This window comes from Candidatus Palauibacter sp., assembly GCF_965216145.1.
Taxonomy (GTDB): Bacteria; Gemmatimonadota; Gemmatimonadetes; order Palauibacterales; family Palauibacteraceae; genus Palauibacter.
Genome location: NZ_OZ244149.1, coordinates 3,181,530 through 3,206,099 on the forward strand (window position 1 = coordinate 3,181,530; position 24,570 = coordinate 3,206,099).

Genomic DNA, 24,570 nt, shown 5'->3' on the forward strand with positions numbered 1-24,570 from the left:
GATGAAGGAAACGGGCTGGGCGTGGGTCGGGCGACTGGCCGGGTTCGTCGCCCTGTTCGTCGCCTGCGCGCTCGGGCTCGGGCTGGTCGCAAGCCTGTTCACGGGCCCCGACGCGGCGGCCTCGCCGACGATCGCCTGGTGGATGGTGGTCCCGGTCCTGACCGCGTCGTTCGCCGCGACCTGGCTCCTTGCCGTCCTGGTCGACGGCCAACGGCTGTCCTGGCTCGGTCTCCGGGGCGGGATCGGGGGAGTGACGGAACTCGTCCTCGGGTCTTTCGCCGGGGTGGTGATCGTGGGGGTCCCGGTTCTCATCCTGGCGGCCCTGGGCTGGGTCTCGTGGACGGCCTCGGCGGAGTCCTCCTTCTGGAGGGGCATCGAGGTGTCTGCGCTCGTGTTCGGTGCGGCCCTGGCCGAGGAACTGCTCTTCAGGGGCTACCCGTTCCGGGTCATCCAGGCCCGGTTCGGGCCGGTCGCGGCGCTCGTCGCGACATCGACGGCCTTCGGCCTCGCGCACGGCGCGAACCCGGGGATCGGCCCGCTCGCGTTCCTGAACCTCGGCCTCGCGGGGGGGTTGCTCGGCGTCGTCTACTGGCGGACTGGGAGTCTCTGGTTCGTGGGCGGCGTCCATTTCGGCTGGAACTGGCTCCTGGCGGCTTCCGGCCTGTCCGTGAGCGGGCTGGACGTGTCAATATCCGGCCTCGACGCGGTGCTCTCGGGCCCGCCGCTGTGGACGGGAGGGGCGTTCGGGCCCGAGGGCGGCCTGCTCGTCACACTGGTGACCGCGATCGGAACCGTGTGGCTGTGGCGCATCGGCGGCTCGACCGGCGACGGCGGCCGATCGTCCGCGAGCCCGGACGCCGGCCCGCAGGACGGCCCTCGAGACGAGGAAGGAGAGATTCGTTCGGAAGATGATTCGAGCAGCTGAAGTCGCGCGCGTCGGCGTGGTGGGCGCCGGGACGATGGGGAGCGGGATCGCGCATGTCTTCGGGCTCGCCGGCTGCGCCGTCCGTCTCGTCGATGTGGACGCCGCGGCGCTCGAACGAGCCCACGCCTCGATCGAACGGAATCTCTCGCGACAGGTCGGCCGGGAACTGATATCCGGGGACGACGCCGAAGCCGCGCTCGGCCGGATCCGTACCGAACGGAACCTTGTTGCCCTGGAGGACGCCGAGGTCGTGGTCGAAGCCGCGAGCGAGGACCCCGCCCTCAAGTTCCGACTCTTCGAGGAACTGGCGGCGCGGGTCGGGGGGGAGACGCTCCTCGCGTCGAACACCAGTTCGATCTCGATCACCGGGATCGCCGCGCACGTCGGCAACCCGGCCCGCGTCATCGGGATGCACTTCATGAATCCCGTCCCGGTCATGCGGCTCGTGGAAGTCATCCGGGGGCTCGAAACCTCCGATGCGGCGACGGACCTGACCCTGGGGCTCTGCGAGCGGCTCTCGAAGACCGCGGTCGTCGCGAACGACTTTCCGGGTTTCGTCGCCAATCGGATCCTGATGCCGATGATCAACGAGGCCGTGTACTGTCTCATGGAAGGGGTCGCCGACGCCGAGGCGGTGGACACCGTCATGAAACTCGGGATGAACCATCCCATGGGGCCCCTCGCGCTGGCCGACCTCATCGGCCTCGACACCTGCCTGGCGATCATGCGCGTCCTGCACGCGGAGCTCGGAGACTCGAAGTATCGTCCGTGTCCGCTGCTCGCGAAGTACGTCGCCGCCGGCCGGCTGGGCCGCAAGACCGGGCGCGGCTTCTACCGCTACGAGAGCGAATGACGACGCACCGCCGGGCCTATTCGGCCATCGAACTCTCCTCCGAGGCGCGGCAGGTGCTCGATCTCGCGCGGCAGTTCGCGGAAGAGCGGTTGAGGCCGACTGCCGAAGCGCGCGACGCGAACGAGGACATCTTCGACGAGGCGATCCACCGCGAACTGGGAGATCTGGGGTTTCTCGCCATGCGGGTGCCGGAGCGTTACGACGGGCTGGGGCTGGATCTCGTCACCTATCTCTACGTGCTCGAGGAACTTGCGTGGGGCGATGCCGGGGTTGCGGTGTCCGTCAGCGTCCACAACTCGCTGCCCGTCTCGATACTGCTCCGGCACGGAAGCGAGGCGCAGCGGCAGGCCTGGCTCCCCCGCATGGCGAGTGGCGAAGTCCTCGGTGCCTTCTCCCTCTCCGAAGCCGGGGCGGGGACGGATGCCGCGGCGCTGCGCACGCAGGCCACCCGCGCGGACGGCGGCTGGCTCATCAACGGCGAGAAGATGTGGGTGACGAATGGCGCTTCGGCGGACGTCATCCTCATGTTCGCCCGGACGGATACGCCCGCGGATCGAAGGGGGACGAGGGGCATCGGCACCTTCCTCCTGCCCGCCGGAGTCGAGGGCCTCGCCGTGGGCCGGAAGGAGCGCAAGATGGGACAGCGCGGTTCGGAGACGGTAACGCTCGCGCTGAACGATGTGTTTCTCGGAGACGAACTCCTGATCGGAGAGCCGAACCGGGGCTTCTCCTACGCGCTTGCGGGGCTGGAGGGCGGGAGGCTCGGCATCGCGGCCCAGGCGCTCGGCATCGCGTCCGCGGCGGTGGACGCGGCGTTCGAGTACGCCCACACGCGGGAACAGTTCGGCCGGCGGCTGAGGGAGTTCCAGGGGTTGGAGTTCAAGCTCGGCGATATGGTGACCCGGCTCGAGGCGGCGCGCGGCCTCCTCGAGCGCGCGGCCGCGGCGCACATGACAGGTGATCCGCGGGCGCGGCGACTGTCCAGCGTGGCCAAGCTCTTCGCGAGCGAGACGGCGATGCGGAACGCCCGTGAGGCGGTCCAGGTTTTCGGCAGCTACGGGTATTCGCGGGAGTATCCCGTCGAACGCCTGTTTCGGGACGCGAAGGTCACCGAGATCTACGAGGGGGCGAACGAGATGCACCGCAGCCTGATCGCGCGGCAACTCTACAGAGAGGGGGGGTACGGGTGAGTTCGACCGCGGAACGAACGGCAATCGGCGCGCTGGATCCCCGCCCGCTGGCGGCGACCGACCCGGAGGTGGCGCGCGCGATCGATCGCGAACTCGAGCGCCAGCGGACGGGCCTGGAGCTGATCGCGAGCGAGAACTTCGTGTCGCGCGGCGTGCTGGAGGCCACGGGCAGCGTGATGACGAACAAGTACGCCGAGGGCTACCCGGGGCGTCGATACTACGGCGGGTGCGAGTTCGTCGACGTGGTGGAAGACCTGGCCCGCGAACGGGCGCGCGACCTGTTCGGCGCCGACCACAGCAACGTCCAGTCGCACAGCGGCTCCGGCGCGAACATGACCGCGCTCCAGGCGCTCACGAAGCCGGGTGCGACGCTGCTCGGGATGGACCTTTCGCACGGTGGGCACCTCACGCACGGGTCGCCCGTCAACTTCTCCGGGCTCTGGTATCACATCGTCCCCTACGGCGTGCGGCGCTCCGACCGGACGATCGACTACGAGGCCCTCCTGGCGACCGCCCTCGAGGTGCGACCGGCGGTGATCATCGCGGGGGCGAGTGCCTATCCGCGCAGGATCGACTTCGCGCGCTTCGCGGAGATCGCGGAGGCGTGCGGCGCCCGCGTCATGGTCGACATGGCGCACATCGCGGGACTCGTGGCCACCGGGCACCATCCATCGCCGGTCCCGCACGCGGATGTCGTGACGACCACGACGCACAAGACGCTGCGAGGGCCGCGCGGCGGTCTGGTGCTGTGCCGCGAGGAGCATGCGGCGGCGGTCGACAAGGCGACCTTCCCGGGGTTGCAGGGTGGCCCCCTGATGCATGTGATCGCGGCGAAGGCGGTCGCGCTCGGCGAGGCGCTGAAGCCCGGGTTCCGCGAGTACTCGGCTCTCGTATTGCGCAACGCGCGCGCGCTCGCGAGGCGGCTCGCCGAGCACGACTACGACATCGTCGGGGGCGGGACGGACACGCACCTCGTGCTCGTCGACCTCCGGACGACGGAACTCACCGGCAAGGATGCGGAGGCGCTCCTCGGCCGGGCGGGCATCACGGTGAACAAGAACACGGTGCCCTTCGAGACCCGCTCGCCGTTCGTGGCGTCAGGGATCCGGATCGGGACCGCGGCCGTTTCCACCCGCTCCATGGCGGAGACGGAAATGCGGACGATCGCCGACCTCATGGACAGGGCGCTTCGCTCGGAGGGTGACGAGGGGGTACTGTCCGCCATCGAGGCCGAGGTGCGCGGGCTGTGCGCCGATTTCCCCCTCTATGGCGGGACGGAGGGTGTCCCCTGAGGCCTCGCGGCTTGACGCCTTCTTTTTTCCCCGTCTAACTTCCGCCACGATGTGCCCTTGCGGGCAGCGCTCTCGGCGGTCGGGAAAAGGGGCCTGTGGCGAAGTGAACACAGCGGGCGCTCTGACGGGAATCAGGCAGCGCAATCCCAGGTATACGGAAGCCGCATACCTGTTTCTGCTCTCCGCGCTCAGGCGTCGGCTGTCGAGTCTCGCGTTGCCGCGTCACATCGGCGGCGCCGAAGTCGCCGACGCGGTGCGGGAACTCGCGCTGGAGCGATTCGGTCCACTGGCCCGGACGGTGCTGGAGCACTGGGGCGTACACGACACGACGGATATCGGCGAGATCGTCTTCGCGCTTGTAGAGTGCGGAGTACTGATCAAGCAGCCGGACGACTCGCGAGAGGATTTCGAGGGTCTCTTCACCTTTGACGAGGCCTTCGAGGACAGCTACCCCTGGAGCGCGTAGGGGAGGAACTCAGGGTCGACCACGCAGCCGTGGGGCGGCGGGGGACGGCAGGCGGCGGTGACGGGCCGGAAACGGGAAGACCGTCCAACAGCGGGGAGGGGTGATCGCGTGGCCGAGACGTTCACGCAGTGCTTGAGTTGCAGCAAAGGGGTGTTGCTACCGCTCTCGGATTACGGGCGCGACGGGGCACCGATCCGGTACAAGGCGTGGGTCTGTTCGAACCCCGACTGCGGGTTCAACATCCGGATCGACAACGGTGAGATCAGCTTCGGGCGCAGCGTGCAGCAGTCCTACAAATGACCTCACGGGGCGCGTCGGCCCCGTCCGCAGAGCGATTCCTCCCGAGCTGACCCCGCTCCTTCCGCCGGCGGACTGGTGGCGGGTGGCCGCGCGTGAAGTCCCGCTTCCCACCGCGGTCGAGATGGCGGAGATCGACCGCCTGGCGATCGAATCCGGGGCGATACCGGAACGCGCGCTGATCGAGAACGCCGGACGGGCGCTGGCTCGCCACCTCCATGAGAGATATCCGTCCGGACGCGTCGTGGTGCTGGCGGGGAGCGGCCACAACGGGGCCGACGCGCTGGTGGCCGGGCGCACTCTGGTGGCCTGGGGGCGCTCGGTCCGATTCGTCCAGTGCGGGAGCCGTCTCCCGAGCCCCGATGTTCTCTCGGGGTGGAATCTCCCCATCGAACCCGCGCCCGCGCTCGAGCGCGAACTCGCGGCCGCCGCGGTCGCGGTCGACGGCATCCTCGGGACCGGCCTGAGGACAGCTCCCCGTGTCCCCCAGGCCCGGATGATCGAACGCGTGAACGGGGCCAGGGTCCCGGTCGTCTCCGCGGACGGGCCGAGCGGAGTGGACTTCACCACGGGGCACGTGCCCGGAGCGGCGATCCGGGCGGATCTGACCGTGACCTTCGGCTGGCCGAAGATCGGTCTGCTGCGCTTCCCGGCGCGCGAGCGCGTCGGCGACCTGCTCTGCGTGGAGATCGGCTTTCCGCCTCCAGATCCTGCACCGCCGGCCCGCGCGGTCACCGCCTCCTGGGCGGCGGAGCTTCTGGGGGGACGTTCGGCGGCCGGGCACAAGGGGGATGCGGGCTATCTGGCCATCGCGGGCGGGGAGCCCGGCATGGCCGGGGCCGTGATTCTGGCGGCCCGCGCGGCGATCCGGGCCGGCATCGGCATCGTTCGCGTCGTGAGCGACCCGGCGAACCGGAACATCGTACAGACGAGCATCCCCGAGGCGGTGTTCGTCGACTGGACGGAAACGGACGCCCTGGAGGCGACGCTTCGCTGGGCCGACGCGGTCGCCGCCGGGCCGGGCCTGGGGACCGGGCCGGAGCGGGCCGAACTCGTCCGGCGGGTCCGGGGAGCGGGGACGGCCGCGCTCGTGATCGATGCGGACGGCCTCAACGTGCTGGCGGCGGGCGCGGCGGATGCCACCCGCGGCCCGGTCGCGCCGGGTCGCCCGGTTCTCCTCACCCCTCACCCCGGCGAGATGGCCCGGCTGCTGGGCTCGTCCGTCGCCGCGGTGCGCGAGGACCCCCCGGCGGCCGCACGACGTTTGGCCGACGCCGCGAAGGCGACGGTACTCCTCAAGGGCGCGCCGACGTGGGTGGCTCGGCCCGGAGGCGAAATGCGGGCGACGACGCTCGTCAGCCCCGGCTTCGCCAGCGGAGGCATGGGCGACGTGCTCACCGGCGTGTGCGGAGCGTACATGGCGGCGGGTCTCGGTCCGGCGGATGCGGCGACCGCCGGGCTTTCCGTGACGGCCCTCGCCGTGCTGCACGGGGTCGATGAGGTTGGCGGATCCGCCGCCGACGTGCCCGACGCGCTGGTGCCGGCGCGTCAGGCGCTCGGGACCGTGTGTCCGGGGGCGTGGCCGGGCGTGTTGCTCGCCCTCCCCGCGGTCGCGGAAGGACGCCCGGCCGGGGCGGCGCGATGACGCGCTTCGACGGACCGGGTCTCGCCGCGGGGCCCGAGACCGCGCGCATCGCGGCGTTTCTGGAGGAGGCGAGCGCGGGCGCCGGTCCGGCCGATCCGGCGGTCGCGATTACCCTGCCGCCCGGAGATGACGCCGCGGCCTTCCGCCTCGAGACGGACGAACAGGTCGTCGTGAGCTGCGACGCGAGCGTGGAGGGGATCCATTTCCGCCGCGCGTGGATGACGTGGGAGACGATCGGCTACCGGGCCGCCGCGAGCGCGCTCAGCGACCTGGCCGCCATGGCCGCCGCCCCGATCGGCCTCCTCGTTTCCGCCGCGCTGCCTCCGGAGCTGGGGATCGAGACGGCAGCGGCGCTCGGGCGCGGCGTCGGCGAGATCGCCCGTCGCGCGGAGGCCGAGGTGCTGGGAGGGGACCTCGTCGCGTCGCCCGGCCCCGTTTTTCTCGATGTCACGGTGCTGGGGCGCGCGGCAGACCCGAAAAAGCGCCGCGACGCGCGCCCCGGGGACGAACTCTGGGTCACCGGGGAGCTGGGCGCCGCCGCCGCCGCCCTGCGGGACCTCGAGCGCGGGCTGGAGCCGGATGGGACGGCCCGCGCGGCCTTCGACCGGCCACAGCCCCGAATACGGGAGGCGCGGTGGCTCGCGGAGCGGGTCGACCTCCACGCGGCGATAGACCTCTCCGACGGCCTCCTGCGGGACGCGCGGCATCTCGCGGCGGCCTCCGGGGTCGCGCTGAGGATCGATGCCGCGCGCGTCCCGGCAGCGTCCCCGCTGGACGGCTTTCGGCGGGCGCCGGTCGCGACGCGTCTGGTCCTTGCGGGCGGGGAGGACTACGAACTGCTCCTCGCCGTGGCGCCCGGCACGATGCGCGGTACGGCCCGGGCCTTCGCCGCCGCATTCGATCTCCCGCTCACCCGCATCGGGACGGTGAGCCGAGGGGAGGGCGTCCGCGTGGACGGACTGGAGGGGCCGGAAGTTCCCGCGGGCTTCGACCACTTTGCGTCCGATCCTTGATCAGGACCGCGCTCTTCTACCCCGTCCTTGTGCTGTCGACCGCGGTCTTCTCGATCCTGGCCGTCCTCCTGACACGGATCGGGGGCGGACACACGGTCGTCGACTGGATCGACCGCAACTGGGCGCGCTCGCTGCTGCTGGCTGCCGGCGTGCGGGTCAGCGTCCGCGGCCTCGAACATCTCGATCGCTCCGGGCCGCAGGTCATCGTCGCCAACCACCAGTCGTACCTGGATGTCTGGGCCCTCATGGCCGTCCTTCCTGTTTCCGTTCGCTTCATCGCGAAGCGGGAACTCGCCGGGATCCCGCTCCTGGGTGGGGCGATGCGCGCAGCGGGACATGTCCTCATCGACCGCAAGCGCCCGCGGAATGCGAAGGAAACCTTGCGGACGGCCGGTCGCCGGATGCGGGCGGAAGGGTTGACACTGGTCCTGTTTCCGGAGGGGACCCGCTCGCGCGACGGTGAACTGGGGCGTTTCCGGCGAGGTTCCTTCGCGATCGCGCTCGAGACGGGCGTCCCGCTCGTGCCCGCGGCGCTCGACGGGGGACGTCGCGCCTATCCGCCGGGGGCGAAGCGCGTCCGCCCGGGTCGCATCGTGGTACGGCTGGCCCCGCCGATCTCTCTCGAGGGAGTCGATCCTCCGAGCCGGGACGCGCTGATGCGGGAGGCGCGGGGGGTGATCGAATCGATGCTCGGGGAGGGCGGGGAGTCGGGCCCGCGTCCGGAGTCGCCCGGCCGCGCAACTTGTTCAGCCGGCAAGGGGTAGTATCTTCCGGCAGTCCGCGGTGGGCCGGCGGACGACCTGGGCGGAGGAGGAAGCGATCGGCCATCGATCGCCGGGTGGCGGGGGGGACACGCCTGCATGAACGCTCCTGCACATCATCGAAACGAGAGAACGCGGTGACCGCGATCGCGGAGGTCGTGGGCCGCGAGATCGTCGATTCGCGCGGCAACCCGACCGTCGAGGCGGACGTGCATCTCGAGGACGGAACGATCGGCCGGGCCGCGGTGCCCAGCGGCGCGTCGACCGGGGAACACGAGGCTGTCGAACTGCGGGACGGCGACGGGTCGCGGTACGGCGGCAAGGGTGTTCTCCGCGCGGTGTCGCACGTCAACGGCGAGATCGCCGATGCCGTCCGGGGCCGCGAGGCCGTGGACCAGCGGGGGCTGGACGCGGCGCTCATCGCGCTCGACGGAACGCTGAACAAGGGGCGCCTGGGCGCGAACGCCCTCCTCGCCGTGTCGATGGCGACCGCGCGCGCCGCGGCGGCCTCGGTCGGAGAGCCGCTCTTCCGTTACCTCGGGTCGGGCGACGCGCACCTGCTGCCGGTCCCCATGCTGAACATCCTCAACGGCGGGGCGCACGCGAACAACACGGTCGACATCCAGGAGTTCATGGTCCTGCCGGTCGGCGCGCCGAGCTTCTCCGAGGGGCTGCGCGTCGGCGTCGAGGTCTTTCACGCGCTGAGGCGGCGACTGTCGGCGGCCGGACACAGCACCGCGGTCGGCGATGAGGGCGGTGTGGCGCCCGATCTCGGATCGAACCGGGAGGCGCTCGATCTCATCGTGGAAGCGATCGTGGACGCGGGATACGAACCGGGCCGGGATGTGGTGCTCTCCCTCGACTGCGCGGCGTCGGAGTTCCATGACGCGGAGGCCGGGATGTACCGGCTCGCGAGTGCGAGGGAGGCGGGAGACCACGATGCTCAGGCGCTCGTGGCCCTCTACGCGGACTGGCTCGAGGCGTATCCGATCGTCTCCATCGAGGATGGCCTCGCGGAGGACGACTGGGGCGGCTGGGCGGCCCTCACCGCGCACTTGGGGGACCGCGCACAACTCGTCGGCGATGACCTCTTCGTGACGAACGTCGACCGCCTCGCGCGCGGCATCGCGAGCGGGGTCGGCAACGCGATCCTCATCAAGCTCAACCAGATCGGGACGGTGAGCGAAACGCTGGACGCGATCCGGATGGCGGCGGCGGCGAACTTCGGCGTCGTGATTTCGCACCGCTCCGGCGAGACCGCCGATACGTTCATCGCGGATCTTGCGGTGGCCACCGGCGCCGGGCAGATCAAGACCGGGAGCGCCTGCCGTTCGGAGCGGGTCGCGAAGTACAACCGGCTCCTCCGCATCGAGGAGCGGCTGGGTTCGTCGGCGGTCTATCCCGGCGCCACGATGTACGGAGGCTGAGTATGGCGGAGGCGGCGAGCCGTCGTTTGAGCCGGATCATCGCCTTCGTGGCGCTGGTCGCGGCCGGGTATTACTGGATGGTCGGAGGGGAATACACCCGGGCCGGGGTGTCCGGCCTGGAGGAGGAGACGAGATCCCGAGAAGCGGAGATCGCCGCGCGCGAAGCCGAACTCGCCGCCCTCGATGCCTGGGCCGACAGCCTGGTGGCCCATCCGTGGGCGATCGAGCGGGTCGCGCGTGAACGCTACGGATTCGTCCGCCCTGGCGAGATCCTCGTGCGGTTCGTCGAACTGGGAGACGAAGCCCGCCCCGGGACCGGACTCGCCGTGCGGCCCGAGGATCCGGCCTCGCGCTGAGGCGGCGGGTTGACCGGCGTGCGAGGATGTGTAGGATGCGCAGCCACAACGCGGCAGGGTAGCTCAGCCTGGTAGAGCAAGGGACTCATAAGCCCTGGGTCGGGGGTTCAAATCCCCCCCCTGCCACTCGTTTCCCGTGTCGCACCGGCCGATGTAGACTGTCCCCATGACGGCGAGACACGAATCATGGAACGGCGGCGAGCCCCGAGCGGGGACTGTGCGGGCCCTCGTGCGCTTCTCCGGCGAGCTCTCGATCAAGGCGCGACGCACCCGATCCCGCTTCCAGAAACAGCTGGCGCGGAACCTGCGTGACGGGTTCGCGGCGGAGGGCGTCGAGGCGAGATTGCGGTTGGAATGGAGCCGCTTCTACATCGAGGGGGCGGACCGCGGCTTCCTGGGGCCGCTGAGGCGGACTTTCGGCGTGTCCAGCTGTTCCGTCCTCGCCGGCGAGTGCGAAGCCGAGCTTGACGCCATCGTCACGGTCGGGGAGTCGCTCTTCGCCGACGCGGTGCGCGGCCGCAGGTACGCGGTGCGCGCGCGCCGTTCCGGCTCGCACGGCTTCTCCTCCTCCGACATCCATCAGCGTCTCGGGGCGGCGCTCAACCCCGGCGCGACCGTCGATCTGGACGATCCGGACGTGACGGTGTTTGTCGAGGTCCGCGACGGCCGGGCCTTCTTCTACGATGACAGCGTCCGGGGCGCATCGGGTCTTCCGCTCGGAGTGCAGGGCCACGCGCTCGCGCTCATCTCGGGCGGCTTCGATTCGCCCGTCGCGGCCTGGATGGCGCTGCGGCGGGGCATCCGCCTCGACTATGTCTTCTGCAACCTCGGAGGCCGCGCGTACGAGCGCATGGTCGTCGAGGTGACCAAGATCCTCGCGGATCGCTGGAGCTACGGGACCCGGCCCCGGCTCCATGTGCTCGAGTTCGGCCCGGTCGTCGAGGCGATGCGGGCGCGCGCGAAACCCGCCTACCTCCAGGTCGTCCTCAAGCGGATGATGTATCGGGCCGCGGCGGAGATCGCGGGGCGGACCGGAGCCGACGCCCTGGTGACCGGCGAATCGGTCGGACAGGTCTCGTCCCAGACGCTCCGCAACCTGCGGGCCATCGAGAACGCTTCCTCGCTCCCGGTCCTCCGCCCCCTGCTCGGGTTCCACAAGGAGGAGATCCTCGAAAGGGCGCGCGAGATCGGGACGCACGACCTGTCCGCGCGGGTGCGCGAATACTGCGACCTCGTACCCCATCGGCCCGTCACCGCCTCGACGCCGGCCGCGGCGGAGGCGCAGGAAGCGGCCGTGGGCTTCGAGGAACTGAACGGCGCGATCTCCGGCGCCACGACCTGCGACCTGCGCGAACTCCGTCCCGAGTCGATGGTGGGCGCCTCGCTGTACGTGACCGCCGTGCCCGAGAGCGCCGAGATCATCGACACCCGTCCGGCGCAGGCGTTCGAATCGTGGCACTGGCCGGGTGCGGTTCGTCGTGACCTGATGGAGCTCGAACGTGACTTCGCTGACCTGGACCGCACGGCGACCTACGTCCTCTGCTGCGCGGAAGGGGTGCGCACGGCCTACCTCGCCGAAGCGATGCAGCGGGCCGGCTACGAGGCGTATTCCTTCCTCGGCGGCGCGCCGCGCATGCGGCGGCTCCTCCGCCCACCCGCTTCAGGATCCCCCGATCGCAACGCGTTTTGACACCCCCGCCCACACGGCGCGAGCTTGGGGCGCATGAGCGGGGAGAGAAACGGGGCGACGGCCTCGCTGGAGGCCGCGAGAGAGGGCGAAGTGCCGACCCACGTCGCCGTCATCATGGACGGGAACGGCCGCTGGGCGAGGCGGCGCGCCCTGCCGAGATCGGAAGGACACCGCGCGGGGATGACGGCGGTGCGCGAGACGATCGAGGGGGCGGCGGAAGCCGGTGTGTCCCACCTCACGCTGTACGCCTTCTCTCACGAGAACTGGTCACGGCCGCCGACCGAAGTCGAGGCGCTCATGGCGCTGCTCGAGGAGTACGTGCGGAGCCAGGGAGAAGCCCTGGCGCGGCACGGGATCCGGGTCACGGTGTTCGGCGACCGCATGCGGCTGCCGGAACCGGCGCGCCTTGCGATCACGGAACTCGAGACTTCCACGGCGGGCGGGGCGAAGCTGGACGTCCATCTGGCGATCAGCTACGGGGCGCGGGCGGAGATCGCGGGTGTCGCCCGCGAGCTGGCCCGGAGGTGCGTGCGTGGGGAACTGTCCCCGGAAGAGATCGATGCGGAGCGCTTCGCGGCGGAACTGCTCACGCGCGACTGGCCGGACCCCGATCTGCTGATCCGGACCTCGGGGGAGCAACGGCTCTCCAACTTCCTCCTCTGGCAACTTGCCTACGCGGAGATCTTCGTCACGGCTGTGCTTTGGCCCGATTTCACCCGAGAGCACCTCTTCGGCGCGCTCGTCGACTACCGGCGACGGGAGCGGCGATTCGGGCTGGTGGAGACGTGATGGTCGCGATCTCGCCGTGAGTCCCAATCTCCGCAAGAGGCTGGCCGTCGCGGGCGTGGGCATTCCGCTCTGCGCGCTGCTCACCTATGCCGGCGGGTACGTGTTCGCGGCGGGTCTCGGCGTTGTCGCCGCGGTCGGATATCGGGAGTTCGCGGGGATGATGCGGGGGGCGGGGACCCGCGCGTTGGTCGTGCCGGGATCGATCGCGGCCTTCCTCTTTCCGCCGGTCGTCCTCGCGGCCGGGTTCGAGGGGGCCGCGCTCCTCGCGACGGGTCTCGTGCCGGGGTTCGCGGCCCTCGCGCTCGCGACGATCGACCTTGAAGACAGGCCGATCCGGAGCGCCGCCGTGACGACGTTCGGCGCGCTCTACGTCGGAGGTCTCCTCGCCTTCGGGGTCCCGCTGCGCGAGGGCTGGGTCCTCCTCCCGCAGGGGGGCGGGGGAGGCGGGCGGATCCCGGGGACGCTCCTCTTCTTCTTGCCGGTGGCCCTGACCTGGATCGCCGACACGGCCGCCTACGCCGGCGGCCGGACCTTCGGCAAGCGTCCGCTCGCACCTCGCGTGAGCCCGAACAAAACGATCGCGGGGGCCGTGTGCGCGCTCCTCGGGAGCGTGGCCGTGGCCGTCCTGTACCCGCGCTTCCTGCTTCCCGACGCCTGGACGCTGGGCCTGCCCCGCACGCTCGCCTTCGGGCTCGTGGTCGGGGTGCTCGCCATTCTGGGTGACCTCGCCGAATCGGCTCTGAAGCGTGAGTGCGGGGTCAAGGACTCTTCCCGCCTGCTTCCGGGACACGGGGGGATGCTGGACCGGCTGGATTCGGTGCTGTGGGCGCTTCCCGCCGCGCTCCTCTTCCTCGCCTTCGCGGCATGAGCGGCATGAGCGGAGGGGCCGCGTGAAGCGGGTCGCCGTCCTCGGCGCCACGGGGTCCGTCGGGGCGGGGGCCCTGGAGGTGATCCGTCGTCACCCCGACCGGTTCCGGGTGACCGTGCTGACCGCCCACCGGAACCGGGAGGCGCTCGACGCGCTCGCTCTCGAGTGGGACCCGGAGTTCGTCGTTCTCGGGACGCCGCCGCCGATCGGGTTTACGCCGCGCTGGTCCGGCGAGTGGCGCGTCGGCCCGGACGCTCTGGAGGATGCCGCGCGCTCCCCCCGCGCCGATCTCGTACTCAACGCGCTCGTGGGCTTCGCCGGCCTCGGGCCGACGCTCGCGGCGCTCGGGGCGGGGAAGCGGCTCGCGCTGGCCAACAAGGAATCCCTCGTGGCGGGGGGCGACCTCGTGCTGCGGGCGCTCAGCGAGGGAGGTGGCGAACTGCTGCCGGTCGACAGCGAGCACTCCGCGGTCCACCAGTGCCTCGCCGGACGCCCCGCGGCGGAGATCGCGCGCATCACCCTGACGGCGTCCGGCGGTCCGTTCCGGACGTGGCCGGCCGAGCGGCTCGCCGCCGTCCGTCCCGCCGACGCGCTGAAGCATCCCACGTGGGCGATGGGGTCGAAGATCACCATCGACTCCGCCACGCTCGCGAACAAGGCACTGGAAGTCATCGAAGCCCATACCCTGTTCGGCATCCCCTACGAGCACATCGACGTCGTCGTGCATCCGACGTCGATCGTCCACTCGGTCGTGGAGTTCCGCGATGGCTCCTCGCTCGCCCAGCTCGGGCGACCGTCGATGGAGATCCCGATCCTGTGGGCGCTCGGGTATCCCGAGCATCTGGACGACGCGCGCGTCGAGCCGGGTTTCGATCCCATACGGGACGGACCGCTGGAGTTCGAACCCGTGCGGGAGGATGTGTTCCCGCTCTTCCGGGCGGGGGTCGCGGCCGGAGAGGCGGGAGGCGAGTTTCCCGTGGCCTTCAACGCGGCCAACGAGGTCGCGGTCGAGAGATTCCTCGCCGGACAGGTCGGTTTCGAGGAACTCTCCGGAGTCGTGCTCCGTACCCTTGAAGGGTTCTCGTCGCGCGCCATCGAGTCGGTGGAGGACGTACGGCGGATCGACGCCCGGGCGCGCGGGATCGCCCGGGAAGCGCCGGGCGCGCGGAGTCGGCGAAGCCGGAATCGGGTGTCAACGAGTCGGGAGACCAACGAGTGATCATCACCATCCTGGTAACCGTCATCGTCCTCGGCGTGCTCATCTTCGTGCACGAACTGGGGCATTTCACGGCGGCCAAGAGCGTCGGCATCGAGGTGCCGCGGTTCTCGATCGGGCTGGGCCCGAAGATGGCGGGCTTCCGGCGCGGGGAGACCGAGTACGTACTGTCGTGGATCCCTCTCGGGGGCTACGTGAAGATGGCCGGCATGGCCGATGAGGAAGTCGCCGGGAAACTCGAGGGCGGGACAGCGAGTCCGCCCGGAACGGAGGAGCGCGGCGCGGCGGGAACCTCACCCCGCGACTTCGACGCGAAGCCGTTCTGGGCCAGGGTGATGGTGATCTCGGCGGGCGTCATCATGAACTGGCTCTTCGCCGTCGTGGCGTTCGCCGCGATCGCCATGGGGCAGGGCGTATTCGAGCCTCGGATCGTGGAGGTCGCGCCGGGTTCCCCCGCCGCCGAGGCCGGGCTCCGGGACAACGACCTCATCCGGCGGGTCGACGGGGTCTCGGTGCACGATCCGACCCAGGTCACGATGCGGATCGAACGGCGGGCCGGCGAATCCGTCGACATCGTCGTCGAGCGCGACGGGGAGGATCTCACCTTCGTCGCCACGCCGGACGCGGTCGAGCAGTTCTCCGACCTCACCGGCGACTCCCGCACGGTCGGGCGCATCGGTATCCGCCTCGGGGCCGATGGCGGGCGCGCGGGGCCGATCGAGGCGCTCGGACGGGGCTGGTCGAGCGCGACCTACTGGAGTGGCGCCGTCGTCCAGTTCCTGACCGATCTCGTCACGGGGCGGAGTTCGGCGCGCGAGATCGGCGGGCCGATCATGATCGGCGAGATCTCGGGGCGGGCGGCGCGCGCCGGGTTCTGGGAGCTGCTCGGTTTCATGGCGGTCATCAGCATCAACCTCGCCATCTTCAATCTGCTGCCGATCCCCGTCCTCGACGGGGGGCACCTCCTCTTCCTGGGGATCGAAGGCCTGCGCGGCGGCAGGGCCCTCAGCGTCCAGCAGCGCATGCGCTTCACGACGGTGGGGATGGTCTTCGTGCTCGCGCTCATGCTGTGGGCCGTCGGGAATGACGTGCTGAGGGTGATCCTCAGATAGACAGCGAGAGCTGCGCGCCATCGGCGCGGCTCCTCATGAGCTCGGCCACGTCGTATCGGGGACCGGGAAGGTCCTGTCCGGCGGTCTCCAGGAGTCCGCTGTATCGCGACGGTTCCAGTCCGATGGAGACCCTCTCGAGGGCCAGTTCCGGGTCGTTGCACTCGTGACTCAAGTGCGCGAGGAGGATGCCTCCCAGTCCGGGATGCGCCAGTTCGCGCGCGAAGTCGGCTGCGTGACGGTTCGACAGGTGCCCGCGGCTGCCCCCGATCCGTTGCTTCACGCGCCAGGGATAGGAGGCGGCTCGGAGCCGTCCTTCGTCGTGGTTTGCCTCCAGGACGAGGAATGCGCATCCACGCAGGGCGTGGCGGACGGGAGTGGTGGGCCTCCCGAGGTCCGTCGCGATTCCGGCGCGCAGTCCCGTGGGCCGGTGCAGGACCGTGATCGCCACGGGGGCTGCCGCATCGTGATGGGTCGGGGCCGCCTCGATCGCGAGGTCCCCCACCTCAAGGCCGGTTGAGGGGAGGTCCCGGCACACCTCGCCACCCCGCAGGAGTGCTCGGCAGGCGAGGTGGGTGGGCGCGTTCATGGCGAGTCGCCAGCCCCAGCGACGCGCCCCGATCCCGATCCCGGCCGAATGGTCCCGGTGCTCGTGCGTCACGACGACGAGGTCGATCGCCTCGGGCTCCACCTCGAGCGCCTCGAGCCGCCGTGCGAGCTGAACACCGGAAAAGCCGGCGTCCACGAGCACGCGGGCACGCCCCCCCTCGACGAGGAAGGCGTTGCCGCGGCTCCCGGTCCCGAGCGAGGCCACGGAGAACGTCATGGCCGGCAGGCCTCGTCCCACACGTCCCCGAGCCAGCCCCGGAACGGCGCGTCGGCCTCGAGGCCGCGTCGCGCGACGACCCGGGTCGCGGTGGCGATGAACGCCTCCCGGCGGCAGCGCTCCCGCGTCCGGCCCGGCCCCCAGGAGAAGGGCTCGACCCATGTGGGCGGCATCTCCGCCCCGAACAGGCTCGAGCCGGCGCCGACGACGGTGCCCGTATCGAGGCGAGCTCCGATCCCGGTCTTCACATGGTCTCCGAGGAGACAACCGAGCTTGACGAGCCCGGTGTCGGTCCGGGCTCCCGGAGGGCCGACCCGGACCGTTCCATAGGTGTGCTTGAGGTCGCTGTTCGTCGTCATGGCGCCCAGGTTGACCCAGCGCCCCATGTACGCGTGGCCGAGGTATCCGTCGTGCGCCTTGTTCGAATACCCAAGTGCGGTGACGCCGTCGATTTCCCCCCGCACGAAGGAGAAGGGTCCGCCGCTGAAGCGGGAGAGGGCGCCGCCGAGGAGCCTGGAGCGGGGGCCCGCGTAGAGGGGACCGGCCAGGCGGGCCCCCGTACGCACCTCGACGCAGGGACCCAGTTCGATTGGGCCCTCGCGCGCATCGAAGAGCACGCCCGGTTCGACCCGCGCGCCCTCTCCGAGTCGGATCGCCTCGCTGCCGAGCCGCCGGCAGCCGTCCGGCAGGTCCCGCACGCCCGTACCGATCGTCGCCGCCAGGTCGTCGGCCAGACGGGCCGGACCGGCGGACACGAGGTCCCACGGACGGAGCAGCCATTCGCCGGGCAAGGCGCGGTCGGCGAGCCCGGGCTCGGGGCGCGGGGCGGCGAACCAGTCCGGCCGCGGCGGCCGCCCCCCGGGCGCGAGCCGGATACCGGCGAGTTGGCCCGCGAGCCAGAGGTTGGCGGGCGAGCGGCCCCACGCCGCGTCGAGCGCCGGCACGGCCCGCGAACTCCAGTAGGTGGCGGCGTCGGGCAGCCGGTCCGGGCCGAGGCTCGCCGGCGCCCCGGCCTCGGCGTACCGACGCAGCCAGGGGCGGGTCACATGGCCCGTCACGCGCGTGCCGGCCACACGCTCAAGCCGCTCGCGTAGCGTCCAGCGTCCGAAGATGAGTTCGCCGCACGGCCGGGTGAGCGAAAAGGGGGCCCACCCGTCCGCGAGTTCGTCGTCGAACATGACGAGTGCGGTCAAGGCGGCTGCCCGGGGGGCGGCTCCTCCGCTTCGAGCCGGCGGAGGTGGGCATCGAGCGCCGCGGCCTCCTCCCGCGGCATCACGAGCACCTCTCCGTTCGCCTCCACGATCACGAGGCCGGAGACCCCGATGACCGTCGCGCGGCGCGCCTCCGTCCACACGACGTTGTCCGCCGCATCGAGCAGGCGGGCGGAGCCCGTGACGACGTTCCCGGCATCGTCGCTGGCTCGCGCGCGGGGAAGGGCGCTCCACACTCCGAGGTCATCCCAGGCGAAGCTCGCCTCGACCGTGGCCACGCGATCCGCGCGTTCCATGACGCAGACGTCGATGGCGGTCGCCCCGGCTCGCGCGAAGAACTCGCTCGCGTTCCCGTCCTCCAGTGCCGCCCAGCCGGCCGCCAGTTCGCTCGCGTGCGCCCGGGCGGCCGCCAGCAGATCGGCTGCCCTCCACACGAAGATGCCCGAGTTCCAGAGGAAGCGCCCGGATTTCACGTACTCCCGGGCGGTCCCGGGGCCGGGCTTCTCCACGAAGCGCCGCGCCTCGCGCGCGCCCGACGCCATCTCCCGGCCCACTTCCACATAGCCGAACCCGGTCTCCGGCCGGTCGGGCCGCACGCCCACGCAGCAGAGATATCCCGCCCGGGCGGCCTCCACGGCCGATTCCAGCGTATCCCGCAGCGCCGCCTCCGGCGCGATTCTATGATCCGCGTGCAGCGAGATCATCACGGCGCCGGGGTCTTCTCGCTCGATTTCGCTCGCCGCCCACACGAGCGCCGGGCCGGTGCCGCGCGCCCGCGGTTCAACGAGCGCGCGGATCCCGGAGTCCTCCAGAGCCGGCCGCATGAGCCGCACGAGGTGTCCGGACGCGAGGACCCGCACCCGGCCTGCGCCGACGAGACCCGTCGCCCGGGCCAGGGTTTCATCGAGAAGGGGTGTGGGACCGGCGAGGGGCAGGAACTGCTTGGGCCGGTCGGGGGTCGAAGCGGGCCAGAACCGACGTCCGATCCCGCCCGCGAGGACCGTGCAGTACGCGTCGAAGTGCACCGACAAGGACTCCTTCCCGTCCTCCGTTCCGCCCCCTCTCGCGCGCCGGGAGCCTCCCCGTCGCGGGCCGGCCACGCCGTCGCCAAGCTACGCCTGCCCCACCCCCGACGCCACGCCGGTATCCCGCTGCGCCGAAGCCCTTTTTTCTTGCCCAAGACACGACGGAACGCCAGTTTCCGCGCCATGCTCCCCCGCGACCGAAGCCCCCCCCCCGCTCTCCCGGCGGCGCTGATTCTCGTACTCGCCGTGGCCGCCTGCGACGATCCGTTCGCGGCCTTCCTCGGCGACGTACCCCTCACGCCCACGGAGACCACGCTGTTCGACTACCAGACGGCGCGTATCCAGGATCCCCCGGCCTTCGACATCGTGCGCGCCGTCCCGGCGCGCGTCGACCAGACGCTCCACTGGGATTTCCTGTTCCAGATCCGTGCCGGCGTGCCGGAACTCGTCCCGTTCTCGGCGGCGGCGGACAGCGTGACCGATTCGGGCCTCCAGGTGACGGACGAGCGCTTCGAGGAGGTCCTCGAGGCGCCGGAGGAGGGGTACACGCTCAACAGCCCCGTGCCGGTCCGCCCCGGCGACGTGCTCATCGGGCGCAGCCGGGTCGACCCGACCCAGTTCCTCGCCTGCAGCCGGTACGCGAAGCTCCGGATCCTCGATGTCGATCTGGAGGCGGGCACGCTCACCTTCGAGCACCTCGTGAACCCGAACTGCGGTGACACCGTGCTCGAACCGGGGGAGCACGGGTCGTTATGATGCCCGCCTCCGCGACGGGCCCTGCCTGACCATGCTCGACCTGAAGGCCATGAGAGAGGCTCCCGCCCTCGTTCTCGACGCCATGGCGCGACGCGGCGATGAGCGGGCCGTGCGGCTCGTGGAGGAGATCCTTGGGGCCGATGAGGCGAGACGACGCCTCATCCATGAGGTGGAAGTCCTCCGGGCCGAACGGAACGCGGCGTCGAAGGCGATCGCCGCGGCGAAGAAGGCCGGCGAGGACGCATCGGGGCAGATCGAGGCGATGAGGCGCGTGGCGGCGCGCATCAAGGCCCTGGATACCGACCTCGCCCGTACGGAGGCCGGGATTCGCGAGAACCTGCTCCGGATCCCGAACATCCCCGACCCCCGCGTGCCGCCGGGCGAGGAGGGGGAGGGGCCGACGATCGCGGAGTGGGGTCGCCCGCGGAAAGACGACATCCCGCCGCACTGGGAACTCGGCGCCACCCACGGGTACACGGATCCCGGCGGCGCGGAATTTCCGGGCGGGCGAACCCCCGCTCTGGACATCGAGCGCGGCACGAGGATCGCGGGCTCGGGCTTCCCGCTGCTCGTCGGGGGTGGAGCGCGGCTCTCCCGCGCGCTCATCCAGTTCATGCTGGACCTTCACGTCCGCGAGCACGGGTATCTGGAGGTGCTGCCTCCCCTGATGGTCTCTCGCGACTCGATGACGGGTACCGGGCACCTCCCGAAATTCGAGGACGACGCCTATCGAACGGATCCCGACGACCTCTTCCTCGTACCGACGGCTGAGGTCCCCCTCACGAACCTGCATCGGGGCGAGATCCTGGCCGACGCCGACCTCCCGCTCGCCTACGTCGCTCACACGCCCTGTTTCAGACGGGAAGCGGGCGCCGCGGGCCGGGATACTCGCGGGCTTCTGCGCGTCCACCAGTTCGACAAGGTCGAGCTTGTCCGCATCTGCCGGCCGGAAGAGTCGGAGGCGCAACTCGAACTTCTCACCCGCCACGCCGAACGGGTGCTCGAACTCCTCGAGATTCCGTATCGACGCGTGCTGCTCCCGCTGGGGGATCTCGGCTTCGCCAACGCGATCACGTACGACCTGGAGATCTGGGCCCCCGGCGTCGAGGCATGGCTCGAAGTGTCGAGTTGCTCATCCTACACCGACTACCAGGCGCGACGGGCCGACATCCGTTATCGGCCCCGGCCCGGTGCCCGTCCCGCCCACGTCCACACGCTGAACGGCTCGGCGCTCGCGCTGGCCCGGCTGCTCGTCGTCCTGCTCGAGACCGGATTCCGCCGGGGCGAGGGGGTCCTGCTCCCGGAGATCCTGCACCCCTACCTCGGCTTCGAGCGCCTCGAGCTCTGCCGGTGACCCGGTTCTGGACCCGTCGCGGGGCCGCTCTCCTCGTCGCGATCCTCTCCTCCGGCGTCCTCCTGTCGTTCGTCGTCTTCTCCCGGCAGCAGGCGGAGGAGCGCCGCCTCGACGCGGCCGTCTTCGGACGACTGCGAGCCATCAGCGTCGCCGCCGCCGCCGGCAACCTCTCGGTGGAGGAGGTCAACGCACTGTGGAACGGGGCCTCGGCGGAAGTCCTCGCCCAGGTCGAGCGACTCCAGATCCCCGTCGTGGTCACGGACACGCTGGGCAACCCGACGAGCTGGTCGCATTTGCCCGAAGACTTCCCGCTGGGCCCGGATGGCAAGCCCGACGAGCAGGCGCTGCCGTCTCACTTCGAGGCGCCCGGCCTGCAGGTGTACTTCGGCGATCCCGAGTTTCTCCGCCGCCTGGAGTGGATCCCGTGGCTGGCGGCGGCCGCGCTGGTCGTCATCGTGGGCGGCGGCGCGTGGCTGCTCTTCACCTCGTTCCGGAGCGAGAGAGAACGAATCTGGTCCGCGATGGCGCGGGAGTCGGCGCACCAGATGGGAACGCCGCTGAGTTCCCTCGTCGGCTGGCTCGAGGTGCTCGAGGATCGGTCTCGCCCGGAGGCGGCCCGGGTCGGCCAGCCCGATCTCATCGACGAGATGGCGGCGGATGTGAGCCGCCTGCAGAAGGTGTCCCGACGGTTCGAACTCATCGGACACAAGACGAAGCTGGAACCCGTCTCGGTGCGGGCGACCGTCGTCCATCTCAGGCAGTACTTCGAGGCGCGGCTCCCCGCTCTGGCGCGCGTCAGCAAGATCGAGATCGAGGTGAACATCGATCCCGAGGCCCCCGATGTGCTCGGGAACGAGACCCTCCTGGAGTGGGCGTTCGAGAACCTGATCCGGAACGCCGTGGACGCGCTGGCGACGGCGGGAGGACGGATCGAGATCTCCCATCTCGGTCCCAACGGGAAGCGGTCGGTCTATCGGGTGAGCGATACCGGGCCCGGGATCCCTCCCGCCCTCGGCGACAAGGTCTTCAACATCGGCGTCACGACGAAGGAACGCGGCTGGGGCGTCGGCCTCTCTCTCACGCGCCGCATCATCGAGGACATGCACGACGGGTCCATCCGGCTCGAGGACACACCGCGCGGCGCGAGCTTCCGAATCGAACTCCCGCGCCATCGCCCGCGGAAGCCGGGGCGGTGAGCGGGCTTCGGCTGAACCCCGAGCAGCGGGAGGCGGTCGAACACCCCGAGGGTCCGCTCCTCGTGCTCGCCGGCGCGGGGTCCGGCAAGACGCGCGTCCTCACGGCTCGGGCCGCTCGCCTGATCCGCGAAGGTCTGGCACCCGGCCGCCTTCTCGCCGTCACGTTCACGAACAAGGCGGCCGGCGAGATGCGGGAGCGGATCGAAGGCCTCATCGGCCGGACGACGCGCGGCCTCTGGATCGGGACCTTCCATTCGATCGCCGCCCGGCTGCTTCGCATCGAAGCGCCGCACACATCGCGCACGCACGCCTTCACGATCTACGACGAAGACGATTCCATCCGCACGATCCGGGACGTGATGTCGTCGCTGGGGCACGATCCGAAACGCTGGTCGCCCCGCGCCGTGAAGACCCGGATCTCCTCCGCCAAGAACGCCCTCGTGGGGCCCGCGGAATACGCCGCGGACGCGTTCGATCCGTTCGGGAAGATCGTGGCCGCGGTCTATCCTGCGTACCGGCGTGAAATCGAGCGGCGCAACGCCTACGACTTCGACGACCTCCTGTTCGAAGCCGTCCGGCTGCTCGAGGTGGAGGAGGGAGTCCGGGAGCGATACGCCGCCCGCTTCGTGCACGTGCTGGTCGACGAATATCAGGACACGAACCACGCCCAGTACCGGATCGTGAAGGCGCTGGCCGCCGCCTACCGGAACCTTTGCGTCGTCGGGGACGACGATCAGGCCGTGTACGGATGGAGGGGGGCCGACATCCGGAACATCCTGGACTTCGAGGCCGATTTCAGCGGAGCCCACGTCGTGCGGCTGGAGCGAAACTACCGTTCCACGGGGTCGATCCTAGAGGTGGCGAACGCCGTCATCTCGAAGAACTTCGCGCGCAAGCCGAAGCGGCTCCGCGCCCAACGGGAGATGGGCGATCCCATTGAGGTGGTCCGGTGCGGCGACGAGCGCGACGAGGCGGCGTGGGTTTCGTCGCGGATCGAGGGCGAGCGCGGGGATCGGGGACTGAACGGGTTCGCCGTGCTGTACCGGACGAACGCACAGTCGCGCGCGTTCGAGGAGGCGTTCCGGCGCGCCGGTATCCCGTACCGCATCGTGGGGGGCGTCCCGTTCTACGAGAGACGTGAGGTGAAGGACGTCCTCGCCTACCTTCGGCTTCTGGTCAACCCGGCCGACGGCGTCGCCTTCATGCGAGCCGTGGCCTGGCCGCGCCGGGGAGTGGGGGCGAAGAGCCTGGAGCGCCTGGAGGAGGTCGCCGGCCGGCGCGATGAGCCGCTCGCGCTGGCCGCGGAGCGGGCCGAGCGCGGCGACGGGATCCCCGCCGCGGCCCTGCGCGGACTTCGGCACTTCGTGGAAGGCCTGCGGCAGGTGCGCGCCTCGCTCGCGGACCGCACGGCGCGCGAGGCCATGGAGGCCTGCGTCGCCACGTTCGGCCTGGCGACGGCGCTCGCGGAGGAAGAGGACGGTGCGGACCGCCTCGAGAACGTGAGCGAACTGTTCGCCGCGGCCGAGGCGTTCGAGCGAGAGGATGCCGAGGATGCGGTCGACGAAGCGTCCGATCTCGAACTGTTCCTGCAGTCCGTGTCGCTGCGCTCGGACCTCGACGAGGCGGATTTCGAGGGCGAAGCCGTGACGCTGATCACCCTGCACAACGCGAAGGGCCTCGAGTTCCCGGTCGTCTTCCTCGCGGGACTCGAGGAGGGGCTCTTCCCCCTCTCCCGGGCGATCGAGACCCCGGAAGGGCTCGAGGAGGAGCGGCGCCTGTTCTACGTCGGCGTCACGAGGGCGATGGATCACCTGAGTCTGACCTACGCCGACACGCGCTGGAGGGCCGGGATGTCGAGCCAGTCGGCGCCATCGAGCTTCCTCGATGAACTGCCGGCCGAACACGTGCGGTCGCGGCTCGGGGCCGGGCTCGGATTCCGCGCCCGGCGACCGTGGAGCGGCGCGGCCTCCCGGCGCCGTTCCTTCGCGGGCGGCGGGGCGGCCACGCGCCCGGACGCGACGGGTGCGGACCGCTCGTACTCGTGGCGACAGGGTCCCGCGACCTCACCGGGTCGGGAAGGGGGGGGCGGCGAGGAGGGCGAACTCCGGTACGACTACGAAGATTCACAGGAGCCGCTGGCTTTGGCGCCGGGCGTTCGGGTCGTGCATCCCCGCTTCGGGGCGGGGGAAATCCTTCAGGTGCATGGATACGGGCGCGAGGCGAGGGTCGACATCGACTTCGACGACGCCGGCCGCAAGAAGGTCGTCGTCGCCTACGCGGGGCTGCGTCCGGCCTGAATCGGGAC

Annotated in this window: 23 protein-coding genes and 1 tRNA gene; 21 read left to right on the plus strand and 3 right to left on the minus strand. The window is 70.9% G+C overall.

All coding sequences use genetic code 11. The annotated features are described in order from the left end of the window. Nucleotide 1 precedes the first annotated feature (1 nt). The 17 genes from ACOOHF_RS13535 (at nucleotide 2) to rseP (ending at nucleotide 15,900) form a co-directional block, all read left to right on the plus strand. The gene (locus ACOOHF_RS13535; protein ID WP_420462110.1) at nucleotides 2-925 is read left to right on the plus strand and encodes a CPBP family intramembrane glutamic endopeptidase; all 924 of its coding nucleotides are present in this window, start codon (nucleotides 2-4) and stop codon (nucleotides 923-925) included. After that, entirely contained in the window at nucleotides 909-1,778 is an 870-nt protein-coding gene (locus ACOOHF_RS13540) for a 3-hydroxyacyl-CoA dehydrogenase family protein (protein WP_419935360.1), read from the plus strand. Before ACOOHF_RS13535 ends, ACOOHF_RS13540 begins: the two co-directional genes overlap by 17 nt. Beyond that, a complete protein-coding gene (locus ACOOHF_RS13545) occupies nucleotides 1,775-2,968 on the plus strand; it encodes an acyl-CoA dehydrogenase family protein (RefSeq protein ID WP_419935361.1) in 1,194 nt (397 codons plus the stop codon). The genes ACOOHF_RS13540 and ACOOHF_RS13545 overlap by 4 nt, the downstream gene beginning before the upstream one ends. Before the next feature lie 32 nt (nucleotides 2,969-3,000). Then, a complete protein-coding gene (gene glyA, locus ACOOHF_RS13550; protein ID WP_419936832.1) occupies nucleotides 3,001-4,260 on the plus strand; it encodes a serine hydroxymethyltransferase in 1,260 nt (419 codons plus the stop codon). Nucleotides 4,261-4,363: 103 nt separating this feature from the next. Beyond that, nucleotides 4,364-4,726, plus strand: coding sequence for a Minf_1886 family protein (locus tag ACOOHF_RS13555; protein ID WP_419166289.1), 363 nt, complete (start codon nucleotides 4,364-4,366; stop codon nucleotides 4,724-4,726). A gap of 108 nt (nucleotides 4,727-4,834) precedes the next feature. Continuing rightward, nucleotides 4,835-5,026 (plus strand): hypothetical protein, encoded by a 192-nt coding sequence (locus tag ACOOHF_RS13560; RefSeq protein ID WP_419935362.1) that lies wholly within the window; start codon nucleotides 4,835-4,837, stop codon nucleotides 5,024-5,026. Nucleotides 5,027-5,108: 82 nt separating this feature from the next. Then, nucleotides 5,109-6,668 (plus strand): NAD(P)H-hydrate dehydratase, encoded by a 1,560-nt coding sequence (locus ACOOHF_RS13565; protein ID WP_419935363.1) that lies wholly within the window; start codon nucleotides 5,109-5,111, stop codon nucleotides 6,666-6,668. After that, complete coding sequence (thiL, locus tag ACOOHF_RS13570) at nucleotides 6,665-7,681, plus strand: thiamine-phosphate kinase (protein WP_419935364.1); 1,017 nt, start codon at nucleotides 6,665-6,667, stop codon at nucleotides 7,679-7,681. The genes ACOOHF_RS13565 and thiL overlap by 4 nt, the downstream gene beginning before the upstream one ends. Next, nucleotides 7,678-8,445: a lysophospholipid acyltransferase family protein gene (locus ACOOHF_RS13575; protein ID WP_419935365.1), complete on the plus strand. Its 768-nt coding sequence runs from the start codon at nucleotides 7,678-7,680 to the stop codon at nucleotides 8,443-8,445. Before thiL ends, ACOOHF_RS13575 begins: the two co-directional genes overlap by 4 nt. Nucleotides 8,446-8,579: 134 nt before the next feature. After that, on the plus strand, nucleotides 8,580-9,869 hold the full coding sequence (gene eno, locus ACOOHF_RS13580; RefSeq protein ID WP_419935366.1) for a phosphopyruvate hydratase: 1,290 nt from the start codon (nucleotides 8,580-8,582) through the stop codon (nucleotides 9,867-9,869). Nucleotides 9,870-9,871: 2 nt separating this feature from the next. Then, nucleotides 9,872-10,225 (plus strand): septum formation initiator family protein, encoded by a 354-nt coding sequence (locus tag ACOOHF_RS13585; protein ID WP_420462111.1) that lies wholly within the window; start codon nucleotides 9,872-9,874, stop codon nucleotides 10,223-10,225. A 52-nt stretch (nucleotides 10,226-10,277) separates the two neighbouring features. Beyond that, a tRNA-Met gene (locus ACOOHF_RS13590) sits at nucleotides 10,278-10,351 on the plus strand. A gap of 40 nt (nucleotides 10,352-10,391) precedes the next feature. Continuing rightward, nucleotides 10,392-11,915: a tRNA uracil 4-sulfurtransferase ThiI gene (gene thiI / locus ACOOHF_RS13595; RefSeq protein ID WP_419935368.1), complete on the plus strand. Its 1,524-nt coding sequence runs from the start codon at nucleotides 10,392-10,394 to the stop codon at nucleotides 11,913-11,915. Nucleotides 11,916-11,948: 33 nt separating this feature from the next. Continuing rightward, entirely contained in the window at nucleotides 11,949-12,704 is a 756-nt protein-coding gene (uppS, locus tag ACOOHF_RS13600; protein ID WP_419935369.1) for a polyprenyl diphosphate synthase, read from the plus strand. A 16-nt stretch (nucleotides 12,705-12,720) separates the two neighbouring features. Next, nucleotides 12,721-13,572, plus strand: coding sequence for a phosphatidate cytidylyltransferase (locus tag ACOOHF_RS13605; protein WP_420462112.1), 852 nt, complete (start codon nucleotides 12,721-12,723; stop codon nucleotides 13,570-13,572). 22 nt (nucleotides 13,573-13,594) lie between these two features. Beyond that, nucleotides 13,595-14,791 carry a 1-deoxy-D-xylulose-5-phosphate reductoisomerase gene (gene dxr / locus ACOOHF_RS13610; protein ID WP_420462113.1) on the plus strand — a complete coding sequence of 399 codons (1,197 nt, stop codon included), beginning with the start codon at nucleotides 13,595-13,597 and terminating at the stop codon, nucleotides 14,789-14,791. Then, nucleotides 14,788-15,900 (plus strand): RIP metalloprotease RseP, encoded by a 1,113-nt coding sequence (gene rseP / locus ACOOHF_RS13615; RefSeq protein ID WP_419935372.1) that lies wholly within the window; start codon nucleotides 14,788-14,790, stop codon nucleotides 15,898-15,900. Before dxr ends, rseP begins: the two co-directional genes overlap by 4 nt. Here the strand turns inward: rseP and ACOOHF_RS13620 are convergent. From ACOOHF_RS13620 to ACOOHF_RS13630, 3 genes are read right to left on the minus strand one after another with little or no spacing between them, the layout of a single operon-like run. Continuing rightward, a complete protein-coding gene (locus ACOOHF_RS13620; protein ID WP_419935373.1) occupies nucleotides 15,893-16,723 on the minus strand; it encodes an MBL fold metallo-hydrolase in 831 nt (276 codons plus the stop codon). The genes rseP and ACOOHF_RS13620 overlap by 8 nt on opposite strands. Next, complete coding sequence (locus ACOOHF_RS13625; RefSeq protein WP_420462114.1) at nucleotides 16,720-17,916, minus strand: putative sugar nucleotidyl transferase; 1,197 nt, start codon at nucleotides 17,914-17,916, stop codon at nucleotides 16,720-16,722. Before ACOOHF_RS13625 ends, ACOOHF_RS13620 begins: the two co-directional genes overlap by 4 nt. Continuing rightward, nucleotides 17,913-18,959, minus strand: a complete 1,047-nt coding sequence (locus ACOOHF_RS13630) for a mannose-1-phosphate guanylyltransferase (protein WP_420462115.1) — start codon at nucleotides 18,957-18,959, stop codon at nucleotides 17,913-17,915. The genes ACOOHF_RS13625 and ACOOHF_RS13630 overlap by 4 nt, the downstream gene beginning before the upstream one ends. Nucleotides 18,960-19,106: 147 nt before the next feature. Here ACOOHF_RS13630 and ACOOHF_RS13635 point away from each other — a divergent pair, with 147 nt between their 5' ends. The 4 genes from ACOOHF_RS13635 to ACOOHF_RS13650 are packed head-to-tail and all read left to right on the plus strand — an operon-like array spanning nucleotide 19,107 to nucleotide 24,562. Then, nucleotides 19,107-19,715 carry a hypothetical protein gene (locus tag ACOOHF_RS13635; protein WP_420462116.1) on the plus strand — a complete coding sequence of 203 codons (609 nt, stop codon included), beginning with the start codon at nucleotides 19,107-19,109 and terminating at the stop codon, nucleotides 19,713-19,715. A 31-nt stretch (nucleotides 19,716-19,746) separates the two neighbouring features. Then, nucleotides 19,747-21,069, plus strand: a complete 1,323-nt coding sequence (gene serS / locus ACOOHF_RS13640; protein ID WP_419935377.1) for a serine--tRNA ligase — start codon at nucleotides 19,747-19,749, stop codon at nucleotides 21,067-21,069. Next, a complete protein-coding gene (locus ACOOHF_RS13645) occupies nucleotides 21,066-22,265 on the plus strand; it encodes a sensor histidine kinase (RefSeq protein ID WP_419935378.1) in 1,200 nt (399 codons plus the stop codon). Before serS ends, ACOOHF_RS13645 begins: the two co-directional genes overlap by 4 nt. Continuing rightward, on the plus strand, nucleotides 22,262-24,562 hold the full coding sequence (locus ACOOHF_RS13650; RefSeq protein ID WP_420462117.1) for an ATP-dependent helicase: 2,301 nt from the start codon (nucleotides 22,262-22,264) through the stop codon (nucleotides 24,560-24,562). Before ACOOHF_RS13645 ends, ACOOHF_RS13650 begins: the two co-directional genes overlap by 4 nt. Nucleotides 24,563-24,570 lie beyond the last annotated feature (8 nt).

Coding starts and splice junctions, on each gene's coding strand:
- uppS (WP_419935369.1), top strand. CDS start 11,949: ATGAGCGGGGAGAGAAACGGGGCGACGGCCTCGCTGGAGGCCGCGAGA.
- ACOOHF_RS13620 (WP_419935373.1), bottom strand. CDS start 16,723: ATGACGTTCTCCGTGGCCTCGCTCGGGACCGGGAGCCGCGGCAACGCC.
- thiI (WP_419935368.1), top strand. CDS start 10,392: ATGACGGCGAGACACGAATCATGGAACGGCGGCGAGCCCCGAGCGGGG.
- ACOOHF_RS13540 (WP_419935360.1), top strand. CDS start 909: ATGATTCGAGCAGCTGAAGTCGCGCGCGTCGGCGTGGTGGGCGCCGGG.
- thiL (WP_419935364.1), top strand. CDS start 6,665: ATGACGCGCTTCGACGGACCGGGTCTCGCCGCGGGGCCCGAGACCGCG.
- serS (WP_419935377.1), top strand. CDS start 19,747: ATGCTCGACCTGAAGGCCATGAGAGAGGCTCCCGCCCTCGTTCTCGAC.
- ACOOHF_RS13545 (WP_419935361.1), top strand. CDS start 1,775: ATGACGACGCACCGCCGGGCCTATTCGGCCATCGAACTCTCCTCCGAG.
- ACOOHF_RS13535 (WP_420462110.1), top strand. CDS start 2: ATGAAGGAAACGGGCTGGGCGTGGGTCGGGCGACTGGCCGGGTTCGTC.
- ACOOHF_RS13585 (WP_420462111.1), top strand. CDS start 9,872: ATGGCGGAGGCGGCGAGCCGTCGTTTGAGCCGGATCATCGCCTTCGTG.